This window comes from Testudinibacter crocodili (assembly GCF_006228025.1).
Lineage (GTDB): Bacteria > Pseudomonadota > Gammaproteobacteria > Enterobacterales > Pasteurellaceae > Chelonobacter.
The window spans coordinates 1-14,113 of the sequence record NZ_VDHF01000005.1; the positions used below are offsets into that span (position 1 = coordinate 1).

A 14,113-nucleotide genomic window follows, 5' to 3' on the forward strand; every position below is an offset into this window, starting at 1 on the left:
TCAAATTTTTCTTTAGACACGATTAAGTTTCCTTATGTAAAGTCTACAAGCCAAAAGGCTTGTAGATTTGTTTAATAAATTACTTCGCTTTGCGCGCTTCAATTACAGCATTTGCCACGCTAGTCGGTGCTTCAGCATACTTCAATGGTTCCATTGAGTAAGAAGCACGACCTTGGGTTTGCGAACGAAGGTCTGTTGCATAACCAAACATCTCCGAAAGTGGAACTTCGGCATTGATTTTTACAACAAATTCATTACTTTCTTGACCATTTACCAACGCACGACGACGGCTCAAGTCACCGATAACATCACCAACGTAATCCGGTGGTGTTTCTACTTCAACTTTCATGATCGGCTCAAGCAATACTGGCTTCGCTTTCATATAGCCAGATTTGAACGCTAATGAAGCTGCCAATTTAAACGCCAACTCAGAGGAGTCAACATCATGGTAAGAACCGAAGTGCAAACGCACACCCAGGTCAACAACAGGATAACCTGCTAATGGACCAGATTTCAATTGTTCCTGAATACCTTTGTCAACCGCTGGGATGTATTCACCAGGAATCACACCACCTTTGATTTCGTTCACGAACTCATATCCTGGGCCTTCCGGCTCTAATGGATACAAATCGATCACCACATGACCATATTGACCACGACCACCAGATTGTTTAGCATGCTTGCCTTCAACATCTTTCACCGTGTCACGGATGGTTTCACGATAAGAAACTTGTGGTTTACCAATATTCGCTTCTACTTTAAACTCACGACGCATACGGTCAACCAAGATATCCAAGTGCAATTCACCCATACCGGAAATGATGGTTTCACCTGATTCTTCATCAGTATGAACACGGAATGAAGGATCTTCTTGTGCCAAACGACCCAGAGCGATACCCATTTTTTCTTGGTCAGCTTTGGTTTTTGGTTCAACTGCAACCGAAATAACCGGCTCTGGGAATTCCATACGCTCAAGGATAATTGGCGCATTTTGGTCACACAATGTATCACCTGTACCCACATCTTTCAAACCGATTGCCGCAGCAATGTCACCCGCGCGAACTTCTTTGATCTCTTCACGTTTGTTAGCATGCATCTGAACGATACGGCCAAAACGCTCACGTTTTTGTTTCACTGAGTTCATCACGCTATCACCGGAGTTGATCACGCCGGAATAAACACGGAAGAAAGTTAAGTTTCCTACAAACGGGTCAGTCGCAATTTTAAACGCCAATGCAGAGAACGGCTCATCATCAGATGGATGACGCTCACCTTCGGTTTCGTCTAAGTTGATGCCTTTAATCGCAGGTACATCCGTCGGCGCTGGTAAATATTCGATTACCGCATCCAACATCGCTTGTACGCCTTTGTTTTTAAACGCAGAACCACAAGTAACCAAAATAATTTCGCTGTTCAATGCACGTTGACGTAAGCCGAATTTGATCTCTTCTTCAGTCAGCTCTTCCCCGCCCAAATATTTTTCCATCAATTCTTCAGAAGCTTCAGCGGCGGATTCGATCAAATTTTGTTGCCATTCTTCAGCTAAATCTTGTAATTCAGCCGGGATGTCTTCGTAAGTGAAGGTCATACCTTGATCGGCTTCGTTCCAGTTGATTGCTTTCATTTTCACCAAGTCGATCACGCCTTTGAAGTTCTCTTCAGCACCGACTGGTAATTGCAAAGGTACAGCATTGCCGCCCAAACGAGATTTAATTTGTTCAACCACGCGCAGGAAGTTAGCACCGGTACGGTCCATCTTATTAACAAAAGCAATACGTGGAACCTTATATTTGTTTGCTTGACGCCATACAGTTTCTGACTGAGGTTGTACGCCACCCACAGCACAATACACCATTACCGCACCATCAAGTACACGCATTGAACGCTCTACTTCGATAGTGAAGTCAACGTGTCCTGGGGTATCAATAACATTAATACGATGTTGTTCAAACTGATTAGACATTCCTCTCCAGAATGCCGTTGTAGCCGCAGAAGTAATAGTAATTCCACGCTCTTGCTCTTGTTCCATCCAGTCCATGGTAGCGGCACCATCATGCACCTCACCAATTTTATGACTGACACCGGTATAGAACAGAATACGTTCACTCGTCGTTGTTTTACCTGCGTCGATATGAGCACTGATACCGATATTACGATAACGCTCAATTGGAGTTGTTCTAGCCACGATTATTTCCTCTCGTTAGGCGTTGAAAAAAATGTTCTTTTGAAACAGGCTTGAAAAAATCAAGCCTGCCATGCGAATCAACAATATCGGGATATTACCAACGATAATGTGCAAACGCTTTGTTGGCTTCCGCCATACGATGAACGTCTTCACGTTTCTTAACTGCTGCGCCTTTGTTATCAGCAGCATCGGACAATTCATTCGCTAAACGTAACGCCATTGATTTGTCACCACGCTTACGCGCAGCATCTACGATCCAACGCATGCCTAACGCATTGCGACGCACCGGACGTACTTCTACAGGCACTTGGTAAGTTGAACCACCAACACGACGAGATTTAACCTCAACGGTTGGACGAACATTGTCAAGTGCGGTTTCAAATGCTTCCAAATGATCTTTACCGGTACGTTGGGCTAAAGTATCTAGGGCATTGTAAACGATTTTTTCGGCGATAGATTTTTTACCATCTACCATTAATACATTGATAAATTTTGCAAGTAATTCTGATCCGAACTTAGGATCTGGAAGGATCTTGCGTTGACCAATTACACGACGACGTGGCATGGCATTTCTCCGTTGTTTTTCTTCAGGTTACCCAAAACTCTATGACTGGAGTTATGGTTAATATTATGCTTAAAAATATGAACGTTTGGCCTTACTTAACGGAGTTCCATTAAGATTTAGGACGCTTAACGCCGTATTTTGAACGCGCTTGTTTACGATCTTTAACGCCTGCACAGTCTAATGCGCCGCGTACGGTGTGATAACGCACACCCGGCAAGTCTTTAACACGACCGCCGCGAATCAATACCACGGAGTGCTCTTGCAAGTTGTGGCCTTCGCCGCCGATATAAGAGGTGACTTCATAGCCGTTAGTTAAACGAATACGGCATACTTTACGTAATGCGGAATTCGGTTTTTTAGGTGTAGTAGTGTACACGCGAGTACACACGCCACGTTTCTGCGGACATGCTTCCAAAGCAGGAACGTTGCTTTTTACAACCTTCTTGACGCGCGGTTTGCGTACCAGCTGGTTGATAGTTGCCATTAAAAAAGCTCCAGTTTATTAATATTATTCATAAAAGAATGTAAAAGATAAATCCACCCAATAATAGAGTGGACGCCGAATTTTAGACGTTGAAAGGGGGAATGTCAAGGATTAGCGCACAATGACACTGATTATTTTCTGTTCAGAATACAAGAAGATTGATTCAGACCGCACTTTAATCTTCGCATGGTGGCTTCAACGAGTAAATTGTGGGGTGTAACGCTCAGTCAGCACTACCCAATCAGCCAAACTCAGTGCCTCGACGCTCAAATTTGGTGCTAACTGCGTCAGGCAAAGATTACGTGCCTCCAAATCCTGCTGTAATACATACAGCTCAGCGTTGCAATCCGCCAAAACTGAAGCATATTTAAACAACGCCCACACGCCGTCTTGCCAAAAAAGAAAGGCATCACTACTGCTCGCCACTTGAGCATATTGTTCGAATGAGCGCAAATCGTAACTTGCATCGGCGAAAGTATACAGCATTATTTTCTCTAAAAAGTCAGCACTTTTTCAGCGGTTGCCAGCTTTTGCATGAGTTCATTAAAAGGCAATAGCTGAGTCTGAATTAAGCTGTTTTGGCTATTCATGCCAAAACTATACCAAGCCTCTTCAGCAGTATAGCGTTGTTCAATGTCATACAGTTCCAACAGCTTAAATGCTGCTGAGCTGTCTTTTTGCATTAACAAGTGCGGTTGCAACGCTGAACTGAGATTCAGCACCCCATCTTCAATAAAAAATACACCGATATCCTCTGCTTCCACAAAAGCACTTGCGGCTAATACGGCATCCAGCCCTTCTCTGCTGGCGGCACAAGCAAATGGCGATTGAGTAAACACAAATGCCAATTTCATACTGTCACCAGCCTGTCAGCGACTAAGACCGCACGACTGAAATCGCCTAGACCGGCAATTTCAAATCCGGCGGCTAAATTATCTTGTATGCCGTCAACCGCACTTTGCGGCGCCACAATGCCACGCCGTTGCGCGGCTGCCACACATAAATTTAACCGCACTTGATGTTGCTGCGCCAAGGTTTGCCACGCTTGCAGCAGGTTCGGCTCGTCATTTGCCGGATAAGTGAAGGCGTTACCGTGATAAACCCCGTCGCCATAAAAGAAAACCTGTTCAAGTTGATGCCCTGCTGTGATCAAAGCTTGTGCCAACTGCAATGCCAACGCTGATCCTTGTCCACCATACAGCGGTTGGGTTACTTGTAATACGTAACGCATTTACACTTCCGGGCTGTCATCTTGCTTAATTTGCCGGATATACAGGTAAACTGTATGGCGTGAGATGTCTAATCGTTCAGCAACTTGGTGAATCGCATCTTTAATATCGAAAATGCCTTTCTCAAATAGCGAAGTCACAATTTGTTTATTTTTGCTGTTATTGGCAACACTGGCATCGGCATTAATCTCTTCAATAGTGCGCTCCACCGTCTGTGACACCAGATCTTCCACTGAATTGGCAAAATTGACTGCCGCCGATAATTCCGGCTGGGTGCCGGTCGGAATCAGCGCATGGATCACTTGCGATAGTGGCGCATCCAGATTCATGTTGATACACAACAAGCCAATAATGCGTTTTTCCCGGTTGCGGATCGCAATGGTCACCGACTTCATTAAAAGGTTGCCTTTTGCCTTGGTAAAATAGGGCTTAGACACATTATCAGTCTGCATATGATGCAACGAACTCAGCGCCAAATCAGTAATCGGTGAGCCAACTTTACGGTTAGTATTATGACCGTTTGCAATATAAATCGCCGAACGCTGCAAATCTTCCAAAGAGTGCAGCACAATTTCACAATGTTCGCCAATCAATGCTGCAACACCGTCAACCACTGCAAGGTAAGATTGCAAAATAGCGTGATCTTGTTCAGTAAAAGGTCGAGTATCCTGTACCATAAATTTATCGGTAATCAATTAAGTAAAACTGAAAATAAAAGCAGGACTACCGCACTTTGCTGTAATCCTGTCGAGAGTTTATTATTTTTTGCCTGCTGCGTTGGCTTTTTTAACATCAAGTAATTCAATGTTAAAAATTAAAGTCGAGTTAGGCGGGATATTGCCGGTGGCGTGCTCGCCATAGCCTAGTTCCGGTGGAATAACCAGTTCGATTTTACCGCCTTTGTTAATTAACGGAATACCTTCGATCCAGCCCGGAATCAATTGATTTAATTGAAATTCAATCGGCTCGCCACGTTTATAAGAACTGTCAAACTCTTCCCCATTGATCAATTTGCCCTGATAGTGCACTTTCACTGTATCGGTTGGTTCAACTTTACTGTCACCTGCGGCTCCACCCGCCTCAACACGGTATAGTAAACCGGATTTGGTACTTTTAACGCCATCTTTTTTGGCATATTCTTTGCGGAATTCAGCGCCTTTATCAGCATTATCTTTCGCGTCCTGTGCTTCTTGCTTTGCCACTACCGCTGCCAATTCCTGATCCAACTGGCGCAACTGCTGCTCTAACTGCTTGTCGTCCAATTTACTTTTGCCGTCTAATGTTTGATTCAGACCTTCAATAATTTTCGCTTGGTCATATACAATAAAATCTTTTTGCGTTTCAACTACTTGCTGGATATTTTTCCCCATTAAAACACCCAGGGCGTAGGAAGAGTCCTCAACAAATTTAGGATTTTTTAAGTTGTCACCCTCTGCTGCCAAAGCCGAAGCAGATACCGCACTTGCCACCAACAGTGCGACGATCGATAATTTTTTCTTGATTGACATGTGTTTGTTACCTCTTAATTGGTTTGCTGTGGTTTAGGTAAATCATCTTATACTATATATTTGATGCCGAATAGGTTAAAGTGTATTTTTTATATATGGGTCTTTTTTGCGAAATCAATATGCCGTCACTCAATGAATTACAACAACAGCTTGCCGAATTGGAAGTGAAAATCACCTTTCAGGAAGGCACCATCGAAGATTTGAACCAAGCCATCATCGAACAGCAATTTCTTATTGACAAATTGCAACAACAATTGCGCCTGCTAGCACACAAACTCAGTGATTTGCAGCCGTCTAATATTGCGTCACAGTCAGAAGAGACGCCACCACCGCACTATTGATCCTTTTAAAATGATCCTTTTTAAATATTAAAGTGCGGTCTGCTGCGTTTTTTCCTCTACAATTTTCAAGGCGCCTTTGGCAATCATGCGCAGCTGTAAAATCAAACGCTGCTTTAAGGCATCACGTTCTTTATGATTCATATCCAACGCATGGGAACCGGCAGTAAACACAATGGTGACCATGCCCTCGGCTTGAACATAAGCAAGATAGCGAGAATCTTTTTCTTGCACCGCAATATATTCGGTCAATTCTGCCACAAAATGCTGAATTTCACGCGCCGCCGCAGTACGAAACTCCTGTGAAGTCCCCGAACTTTCTCGCAGCAATAAACGGAACATATTCGGTCGCTCGCTGATAAATTCAAAAAAGGTTTCCACCGAGATCACTAACACACTACCGCCACGTTCAATCCGCTTGCGTGCTTGGCGCATTAATTGACGCAGAATCAAACCGGCTTCATCAACCATGGTCAGCCCCAACTCGTCCATATCACGGAAATGGCGATAAAACGAAGTCGGCGCAATACCGGCTTCGCGCGCGACTTCACGCAGACTGAGTGTTGAAAAACTTTTTTCAGCACTCAGCTGATTAAACGCCGCATCAATCAAGGCACGGCGTGTTTTTTCTTTTTGTTGGGCGCGTACTCCAGCCATCGCACTTTCCTACCGTTTTACACTTGAGACAGAATCGGCATCACGACTGCCTGAATCATTTTCGCAATCCGTTCATAACGCGCCCGTAGCGGTGATCCCGGACGATAAACCAAAATAATACTGCGATATGGCGAAGGCTCATTAAAAGGAATATATTCCACCCCTTGGCGATTGCCTTCATTGATAATCGCCAATTTAGGCATCAAGGTCACGCCGGTATTCGCCGCTACCATATTGCGTAGCGTCTCCAAACTGGTGGCTTTAAAATGTCCGTTCTCATGGGCACCAGCGGTAAAGCAGTAATCCATAGTCTGCTCACGCAGGCAGTGCCCATCGTCTAACATTAGAATCTCATGATCTTTCAGCACACTCAACGGCAATGACCGCTCTTTTGCCCATTGATGTTTTGGGGAGACTGCTAACATCATTTCTTCTTTAAACATCGGCACTTCAATAAATCCTGCTGTTTCCGGCACCTGCACCAAAATAGCACAATCCAATTGCCCCATTTCCAGCTTTTCCAACAAGCTTTGGGTTTGTGCCTCATACAAATACAGCTCCAGTTCAGGGAAATCCTGCTCTAACACCGGCAGCATACAAGGTAATAAATACGGACCTAACGTCGGAATCACCCCAATATGCAACGGCCCGCTCATCTCTTTACCCTGATTGCTTGCCATCTCTTTGAAAATTTGCACCTCAAGTAAAATTTTTCGAGCTTGCTCAACCAATAACATACCGGATTGGGTAAACAGTACTTTACGACTGGTGCGTTCTAACAACAAAATACCTAGCTCGTCTTCCAGTTTACGGATTTGTCCGCTAAGCGTCGGTTGACTGACATGGCAGGCATCCGCCGCTTTACGAAAATGCTTATATTCCGATAATGCAACCAAATATTCCAAGTCTCGAATATTCACAACAAACCCCTATAAGTGATAATCAATAAATACTGATGGATAACATAGAGGAAAACGATTAAAAAATCAAAAATTAATCTGTTCAAAAAATCATAATTTTCTGTTTTTTAGCATAAATTTACGCTTTATCATGCTGAAATCGATCAGAATCACGGCTTCTTCGCTGACAACGAAGCGCAACAATGGTAGGATGACCGCATTCTTATCCGCTTTGCAAAATCAACTATGAAGAAATCTATCAAAATTGCAACACGACAAAGTCCGCTGGCTTTATGGCAAGCTAATTTTATCCAATCCCGTTTACAACAGCTCTATCCTGAGCTGAGCATCGAATTGATTCCAATGGTGACCAAAGGCGATATTATTTTGGATACACCATTGGCAAAAATTGGTGGCAAAGGCTTGTTTGTGAAAGAATTGGAAGCCGCTTTATTAGAAAACCGTGCTGATTTAGCGGTGCATTCCATGAAAGACGTGCCGATGGAATTTCCGCAGGGCTTAGGCTTAAGCGTGATTTGTGAACGTGAAGATCCGCGTGATGCTTTTGTCTCTAACCGTTATACCGCACTTGACGATTTGCCGCAAAGTGCGGTTGTCGGCACCTCCAGTCTGCGTCGCCAAGCCCAACTGAAAGCCCTGCGCCCGGATCTGCAAATCCATTCGTTACGCGGCAATGTCGGAACACGCTTGAATAAATTGGATAACGGTGATTATGATGCCATTATTCTTGCCGCCTCCGGTTTAAAACGTTTAGGGCTGAGCGAACGTATTCGCTCGATCATTCCTGAAAGCCAATCACTGCCTGCCGCCGGACAAGGTGCCCTCGGTATTGAAACCCGTATTGACGATCATGAAATCAATCAACTACTGCAACCGTTGCAGCACCTAGAAACCACCTGTTGCGTCACCGCCGAACGTGCTATGAACCGCCATCTGCAAGGTGGCTGTCAAGTGCCAATTGCCGGTTACGCCACACTGCAAAACGGACAACTGCATTTAAAAGCCTTGGTTGCCAACCCAGACGGTTCATTGATTTTGCGCGCAGAAAGCAGCGCTAGCGCCACCCAAGCCGAACAACTGGGGATCTCAGTCGGTGAACAGTTGCTGGCACAAGGTGCAGATCGAATCTTACAAGCCATTTACCACCAAGCATAAAACGGAGTTTAATATGGCGGTTTTAATCACTCGTCCGCAGCCCAACGGCGAAACCCTGTGCAAGTTGCTCAACCAGCAGGGATTTGCCACGTTATATACCCCGTTATTCAATATTGAGAAAGGACGTGAACTCAACCAACTACCGGCTCAACTGCAAAATTTGCCAACTGGCTCATTAGTTTTTGCCGTCTCCAAAAATGCAATAAATTATGCCAATCAAGTGCTACACAACGTCGGGGCACACTGGCGTTCCGACCTACATTATTTCAGTGTTGGCAGGCGCAGTGCTGAATATTTCACCGCATTGAGCGAACAGCCGGTGCTCTACCCCTACCCAAATGAGACCAGCGAAGGCTTACTCTGTTTGCCACAAATGCAGGATTTGAGCGACAAAAAAATTCTGGTGCTGCGCGGCAACGGTGGGCGTGAACTGTTTCGCCAACAAGCCGAAGCGCGCGGTGGCACCGTTGAGGTTATCGAATGTTATCAGCGAATTGCTAAAGAATATGATAATATTGAACAAATCAGCGTATGGAAACGTGCAGGAATCAACACGATAGTGGTGACTAGCAATGAAATTTTACGTTATTTAGTGGAATTTGTGCCCAAAAATGACCATAATTGGTTAATGCAGTGTCATTTAATCAGCATCAGCCGACGTATTACCCAATTAGCCAAAGAATACGGTTGGTCACAGATTAGCCAAACCGCGCGTGCGGATAACGCATCGATTTGTGAGACGCTACTCGTTTTAAAAAACGGTTATTAAAAAACAGTCATGAAAAACAATTTGAATTAGCAGAGATTGAACTAGTGAGGTAGAACAAATGAGTGAGAAAAATATCAAAACTCCCGGCAATCCAGCAGCACAACCCGAGCAAAAAACTGTCGGCGATAACACGGCACCAGCTATAGAAAACACGGTAGCAAGCACAAAAGGGGATCCAAGTGCGGTCACACCATCCTCTCTGGCTCAAGATTCAACCTCAAAAGGCACTGCTGGCAATAAAAAAAGTAGTGACAAAAAAACCTCTGCCGCCACACCAGAAACAACTATGAACAGTCAAGAAAAAAATCCAACAAAAACCCCTACAAGCACAACCAAAAAATCCGGTGGTACAGGATTTTCCCTGTTGGCGATCTTAATCGCATTAGGCATCGGCGGTGTCGGCTATTATTGGGGTAACCAGCAACTTGATACCTTACGCAATCAGGTGACCGCACTTTCCGCTCAATTGCAGCAACTGCAATCTCAGCCGGTGGCTACTGCTTCCTCGTCCACACCTGAAGCTGCGTTGTCTGAACTGAATGCAACCATAAACGCACAGCTCAATGCGTTACAAAATCAGCAGGAAAGCGCGCAACAACAGACACAAAATGATATCAAGCAATTGATCAGTGATCTGAATTTACAAAAGGCAGAAAACAGTGAACTCCGCAATCAACTGAATAAATTAACGTTTGACAACAAAGCTGAGCCGAATGATTGGCTGATGTCGGAAGCCGATTTCTTATTGACCAATGCCCAGCGCAAACTGGTGCTGGACAACGATATCGATACCGTGGTTTCACTCCTGCAAGAAGCTAACCAAACATTACAAAAAGTCTCTGGCTCGCAAGCCGTTGCCGTCAGAACTGCGATCAGTCATGATCTCAACCAATTACAAAATCTGAATGAAGTCGATCAAGACTTAATCATGTCACAGCTAAGCCTATTGGTTTCGCAAGTCGACAATCTCAAAGTGCTGGCGCTCAATCCAAATCGAAGCAACAACAGCGAAGTCAGTGATTCAATTAACGATTGGCAAAGCAACTTAGAAAAAAGCGCCTCTTCTTTCTTGGATCACTTTATCCGTATCAGCAAAAAAGAGGAAGATCGCCCGGAATTATTGGCGCCGAACCAAGACATTTACTTAAGAGAGAATATCCGCTTGAGTTTGCTGACCGCACTTTCAGCGGTGCCACGTCAACAAAATGAAGTCTATAAACAATCGCTCAATTCAGTTGCGACTTGGCTACGCAGCTACTTTGATACCGATGATTTTTCAGTGCAACAATTCCTACAGCAAGTTGACCAACTGAAAGAACAATCGATCTATATTGATGCACCACAGCAACTCAACTCATGGCAAGCCATCGGCACCCTGCTAAATCGCGATCACCGCACTTTGGAACGAATTTCAAACGATGCTGCCGCAATATCCAACCGTACCAATACCGAAGATACCGGCAACACCACTGAAAAACCAGTGGTAACCGAAACCGCAGAACCGACGACAACACCAACCGCTGCTCCGGAGGCACAAACAGCGCCGGCAGCCGATGCAGCCACTGATGCCGGCAAAGATCCTGCTGCCGAATCTGCACAATAATAGGAGCTTGCCGTTATGTTTAAAATACTGTTTTTAATGTTGATTTTACTTGCCGGATTGATTGCCGGGCCGTATTTATCCGGCAAACAGGGTTATGTGCTCATTTCGACCTCAAGCCACAATATCGAAATGACAATCCCGACCTTAGTTATCTTCTTTGTATTGGCGCTTGCAACCGTCTATACCGTTGAAAGCGTTATTTCTCGTTTTTGCCGCTTGAACAAAAGCACCTACGGCTGGTTCTCCCGTCGTAAACGCTTGAAAGCGGAAAAACAAACTCTCGCCGGTTTGATCAAAATGGATGAGGGTGACTACGCCAAAGCGGAGAAATTGATCGGCAAAAATGCAAAACATGCTAGCGAACCGGTACTCAATTTCATTAAAGCAGCGGAAGCGGCACAGCAAAAAGGCGATGAATTCAGCGCCAATAAATATTTGATTGAAGCCACCAAACTTGCTGGCAACGATAATCTGGTGGTTGAGTTGGCACGCACCCGGATTCTGTTGCAACAAGGTAAACTATCTGCAGCGCGCAGTTCGATTGACAGCTTATTACTGATCGCCCCGTACAATCCAGAAGTATTGCGCCTCGCCGTCGATATTTACCTGCAATCCAAAGCCTATACCTCATTGGATGAGTTGTTTGCTCGGGTGGAAAACAAACTAAATTACAGTTCTGAAAAACTGTTGCAGCTGCGCCATCAAATCGAGGATGGCTTGCAAGATGAGAAATTGAGTGAAGGCGGCGTGGATGGACTGCTTGCCTGGTGGGAAGCGCAGCCACGCAAACGCCACAATGATATTTATGCCAAAATCGGTATGGTCAAACGTTTGATTGCTGCCAATGATCATGATTCCGCTTATGAAATCGCACTGGAAACTATTAAGAAAGTAGAGAAAAAAGCAGATCGCTTAGCACTGCTACAACAACTACCGCACTTGCAACTGGAAAATGACAGTAAATTAATTAAAATCCTAGAAAAACAGCTGCGTAACGAAAACGACAGCGAACTCAAGGTTGCCTACAACCGTGCTTTGGGTTATTTGGATATTCGCTTGGGTGAGTTTGAATCCGCCAAAACTTACCTGAATAATGTGCTGTCCGAACCGCACTTGGTTAAATCCAGTGACTTTACGATGGCAGCTTATACTTATGAACAACTGAAAGATCCTGCCAGCGCTGAAAAAGTTCGCAAACAGGGCTTACAATATGTGATGAAATCACAGCAAGGCAAAACTGAATCCGCTACCACTACAACCTCTGTTGCAGTTCCCAACAATAAGCAGACATAGCGAGTAAGCTATAACGTAAAAGCGGTTTATTGACAACAATAAACCGCTTTTTTACTGACGACCGCACTTTTGGTATTACAAAATAAAGCGGCTTAAATCTTCGTCTTCCACAATATCGCTAAGTGCGGTGCTGACATAGTTGGCATCAATGCTGACACTTTGACCGGACATTTCGCTAGCATCAAACGAGATTTTGTCCATCAGACGCTCCAACACGGTATGTAAACGACGTGCGCCGATATTTTCGGTTTTTTCGTTGACACGGAAAGCCGCTTCGGCGATTTTTGCTACCGCATCATCGGTAAACTCAACGTTCACCCCTTCGGTCGCCATCAAGGCTTTATATTGCTCGGTCAATGACGCATTCGGTTCGGTCAAAATCCGCTCAAAATCTTTACTGCTCAAGGCACTCAGCTCGACCCGAATCGGCAAGCGCCCTTGCAATTCGGGGATCAGATCCGACGGGCGAGCCACCTGGAATGCCCCGGAGGCGATAAACAAAATATGGTCAGTTTTTACCATGCCGTGTTTGGTATTAATCGTACTACCTTCCACTAACGGCAGCAAATCGCGCTGCACCCCTTCACGCGACACATCTGGACCGGAGGTTTCGCCGCGTTTACAGATTTTATCAATCTCATCGATAAACACGATACCGTGCTGTTCGGTGGCTTCAATCGCTTTTTGTTTCAACTCTTCCGGATTGACCAATTTTGCGGCTTCATCTTCGATCAACACTTTCAACGCATCTTTAATCTTCATTTTGCGTTTTTTGGTCTGTCCGCTCGACATATTTTGGAACATCGACTGCAATTGACTGGTCATCTCTTCCATGCCCGGCGGTGCCATAATTTCTACACCGACCGAAGCAGCCGCCACATCAATTTCAATCTCTTTTTCGTCCAGCTGCCCTTCGCGCAACTTTTTACGGAACACTTGGCGCGTACCGCTCTGTTTATCGGCTTCCTCTTCAGCGCCCCAGCTGTTTTTCGCCGGCGGCAACAGAATATCCAAAATACGATCTTCCGCCATCTCTTCCGCACGATAGCGGTTTTTGTCAATTTCCGTTTGACGCACCAGCTTCATCGCCGTATCAGTCAAATCACGGATAATCGAATCCACTTCCTTACCGACATAACCGACTTCGGTGAATTTGGTCGCTTCCACTTTAATAAACGGCGCATTCGCCAGTTTTGCCAAACGACGGGCAATCTCGGTTTTGCCGACCCCGGTCGGTCCAATCATCAGAATATTTTTCGGTGTCACTTCATGGCGCAGCGCATCATTCAACTGCATTCTACGCCAGCGGTTACGCAATGCAATTGCGACCGCTCTTTTGGCATCGTGTTGCCCGATAATATGTTGATCTAATTCGGATACAATCTCGCGCGGTGTCATCTCAGACAT

The 14,113-nt window shown here is 45.0% G+C and carries 16 protein-coding genes; 5 read left to right on the forward strand and 11 right to left on the reverse strand.

Features of this window, described 5'->3' with window-relative positions:
* Window positions 1-79: 79 nt before the first annotated feature.
* From fusA to fkpA, 8 genes are all read right to left on the reverse strand, one after another.
* Window positions 80-2,185, reverse strand: a complete 2,106-nt coding sequence (gene fusA, locus FHQ23_RS00470; RefSeq protein WP_132965713.1) for an elongation factor G — start codon at window positions 2,183-2,185, stop codon at window positions 80-82.
* Between the two features lie 94 nt (window positions 2,186-2,279).
* The gene (rpsG, locus tag FHQ23_RS00475; RefSeq protein ID WP_132965715.1) at window positions 2,280-2,750 is read right to left on the reverse strand and encodes a 30S ribosomal protein S7; all 471 of its coding nucleotides are present in this window, start codon (window positions 2,748-2,750) and stop codon (window positions 2,280-2,282) included.
* Window positions 2,751-2,859: 109 nt separating this feature from the next.
* On the reverse strand, window positions 2,860-3,234 hold the full coding sequence (gene rpsL, locus FHQ23_RS00480) for a 30S ribosomal protein S12 (RefSeq protein ID WP_132965717.1): 375 nt from the start codon (window positions 3,232-3,234) through the stop codon (window positions 2,860-2,862).
* Window positions 3,235-3,429: 195 nt separating this feature from the next.
* Window positions 3,430-3,720: a DsrH/TusB family sulfur relay protein gene (locus FHQ23_RS00485; RefSeq protein WP_139612554.1), complete on the reverse strand. Its 291-nt coding sequence runs from the start codon at window positions 3,718-3,720 to the stop codon at window positions 3,430-3,432.
* 8 nt (window positions 3,721-3,728) lie between these two features.
* Window positions 3,729-4,088, reverse strand: a complete 360-nt coding sequence (tusC, locus tag FHQ23_RS00490) for a sulfurtransferase complex subunit TusC (protein ID WP_139612555.1) — start codon at window positions 4,086-4,088, stop codon at window positions 3,729-3,731.
* Window positions 4,085-4,465, reverse strand: a complete 381-nt coding sequence (gene tusD, locus FHQ23_RS00495) for a sulfurtransferase complex subunit TusD (protein WP_139612556.1) — start codon at window positions 4,463-4,465, stop codon at window positions 4,085-4,087. The genes tusC and tusD overlap by 4 nt, the downstream gene beginning before the upstream one ends.
* Window positions 4,466-5,140 (reverse strand): helix-turn-helix transcriptional regulator, encoded by a 675-nt coding sequence (locus FHQ23_RS00500; RefSeq protein WP_139612557.1) that lies wholly within the window; start codon window positions 5,138-5,140, stop codon window positions 4,466-4,468. It abuts the gene before it with no gap.
* Between the two features lie 81 nt (window positions 5,141-5,221).
* The gene (fkpA, locus tag FHQ23_RS00505; RefSeq protein ID WP_139612558.1) at window positions 5,222-5,971 is read right to left on the reverse strand and encodes an FKBP-type peptidyl-prolyl cis-trans isomerase; all 750 of its coding nucleotides are present in this window, start codon (window positions 5,969-5,971) and stop codon (window positions 5,222-5,224) included.
* A gap of 119 nt (window positions 5,972-6,090) precedes the next feature.
* On the opposite strand from fkpA, the gene FHQ23_RS00510 reads away from it, so the two are divergent.
* Window positions 6,091-6,312 carry a SlyX family protein gene (locus tag FHQ23_RS00510; protein ID WP_139612559.1) on the forward strand — a complete coding sequence of 74 codons (222 nt, stop codon included), beginning with the start codon at window positions 6,091-6,093 and terminating at the stop codon, window positions 6,310-6,312.
* A 27-nt stretch (window positions 6,313-6,339) separates the two neighbouring features.
* On the opposite strand, the gene fabR is transcribed toward FHQ23_RS00510, so the two are convergent.
* Together fabR and oxyR are read right to left on the reverse strand one after the other, a co-directional pair.
* On the reverse strand, window positions 6,340-6,966 hold the full coding sequence (gene fabR / locus FHQ23_RS00515) for an HTH-type transcriptional repressor FabR (protein ID WP_132965732.1): 627 nt from the start codon (window positions 6,964-6,966) through the stop codon (window positions 6,340-6,342).
* Between the two features lie 17 nt (window positions 6,967-6,983).
* The gene (gene oxyR / locus FHQ23_RS00520; RefSeq protein ID WP_139612560.1) at window positions 6,984-7,886 is read right to left on the reverse strand and encodes a DNA-binding transcriptional regulator OxyR; all 903 of its coding nucleotides are present in this window, start codon (window positions 7,884-7,886) and stop codon (window positions 6,984-6,986) included.
* Between the two features lie 225 nt (window positions 7,887-8,111).
* Between oxyR and hemC the strand changes: the two genes are divergently transcribed.
* The 4 genes from hemC to FHQ23_RS00540 are packed head-to-tail and all read left to right on the forward strand — an operon-like array spanning window position 8,112 to window position 12,706.
* Entirely contained in the window at window positions 8,112-9,041 is a 930-nt protein-coding gene (hemC, locus tag FHQ23_RS00525) for a hydroxymethylbilane synthase (RefSeq protein WP_139612561.1), read from the forward strand.
* A gap of 13 nt (window positions 9,042-9,054) precedes the next feature.
* Window positions 9,055-9,810, forward strand: coding sequence for a uroporphyrinogen-III synthase (locus FHQ23_RS00530; RefSeq protein WP_139612562.1), 756 nt, complete (start codon window positions 9,055-9,057; stop codon window positions 9,808-9,810).
* A gap of 58 nt (window positions 9,811-9,868) precedes the next feature.
* Entirely contained in the window at window positions 9,869-11,413 is a 1,545-nt protein-coding gene (locus tag FHQ23_RS00535) for a uroporphyrinogen-III C-methyltransferase (RefSeq protein WP_139612563.1), read from the forward strand.
* Window positions 11,414-11,428: 15 nt separating this feature from the next.
* A complete protein-coding gene (locus FHQ23_RS00540; RefSeq protein WP_139612564.1) occupies window positions 11,429-12,706 on the forward strand; it encodes a heme biosynthesis HemY N-terminal domain-containing protein in 1,278 nt (425 codons plus the stop codon).
* Window positions 12,707-12,781: 75 nt separating this feature from the next.
* Here FHQ23_RS00540 and hslU read toward each other — a convergent pair whose 3' ends face one another.
* Window positions 12,782-14,113: an ATP-dependent protease ATPase subunit HslU gene (gene hslU / locus FHQ23_RS00545; RefSeq protein ID WP_139612565.1), complete on the reverse strand. Its 1,332-nt coding sequence runs from the start codon at window positions 14,111-14,113 to the stop codon at window positions 12,782-12,784.

Excerpts from the sequence above, each read along its gene's own strand:
- rpsG (WP_132965715.1), bottom strand. The coding sequence starts at position 2,750 with ATGCCACGTCGTCGTGTAATTGGTCAACGCAAGATCCTTCCAGATCCT.
- rpsL (WP_132965717.1), bottom strand. The coding sequence starts at position 3,234 with ATGGCAACTATCAACCAGCTGGTACGCAAACCGCGCGTCAAGAAGGTT.
- FHQ23_RS00485 (WP_139612554.1), bottom strand. The coding sequence starts at position 3,720 with ATGCTGTATACTTTCGCCGATGCAAGTTACGATTTGCGCTCATTCGAA.
- tusC (WP_139612555.1), bottom strand. The coding sequence starts at position 4,088 with ATGAAATTGGCATTTGTGTTTACTCAATCGCCATTTGCTTGTGCCGCC.
- tusD (WP_139612556.1), bottom strand. The coding sequence starts at position 4,465 with ATGCGTTACGTATTACAAGTAACCCAACCGCTGTATGGTGGACAAGGA.
- FHQ23_RS00500 (WP_139612557.1), bottom strand. The coding sequence starts at position 5,140 with ATGGTACAGGATACTCGACCTTTTACTGAACAAGATCACGCTATTTTG.
- fkpA (WP_139612558.1), bottom strand. The coding sequence starts at position 5,971 with ATGTCAATCAAGAAAAAATTATCGATCGTCGCACTGTTGGTGGCAAGT.
- FHQ23_RS00510 (WP_139612559.1), top strand. The coding sequence starts at position 6,091 with ATGCCGTCACTCAATGAATTACAACAACAGCTTGCCGAATTGGAAGTG.
- fabR (WP_132965732.1), bottom strand. The coding sequence starts at position 6,966 with ATGGCTGGAGTACGCGCCCAACAAAAAGAAAAAACACGCCGTGCCTTG.
- hemC (WP_139612561.1), top strand. The coding sequence starts at position 8,112 with ATGAAGAAATCTATCAAAATTGCAACACGACAAAGTCCGCTGGCTTTA.
- FHQ23_RS00530 (WP_139612562.1), top strand. The coding sequence starts at position 9,055 with ATGGCGGTTTTAATCACTCGTCCGCAGCCCAACGGCGAAACCCTGTGC.
- FHQ23_RS00535 (WP_139612563.1), top strand. The coding sequence starts at position 9,869 with ATGAGTGAGAAAAATATCAAAACTCCCGGCAATCCAGCAGCACAACCC.
- FHQ23_RS00540 (WP_139612564.1), top strand. The coding sequence starts at position 11,429 with ATGTTTAAAATACTGTTTTTAATGTTGATTTTACTTGCCGGATTGATT.
- hslU (WP_139612565.1), bottom strand. The coding sequence starts at position 14,113 with ATGTCTGAGATGACACCGCGCGAGATTGTATCCGAATTAGATCAACAT.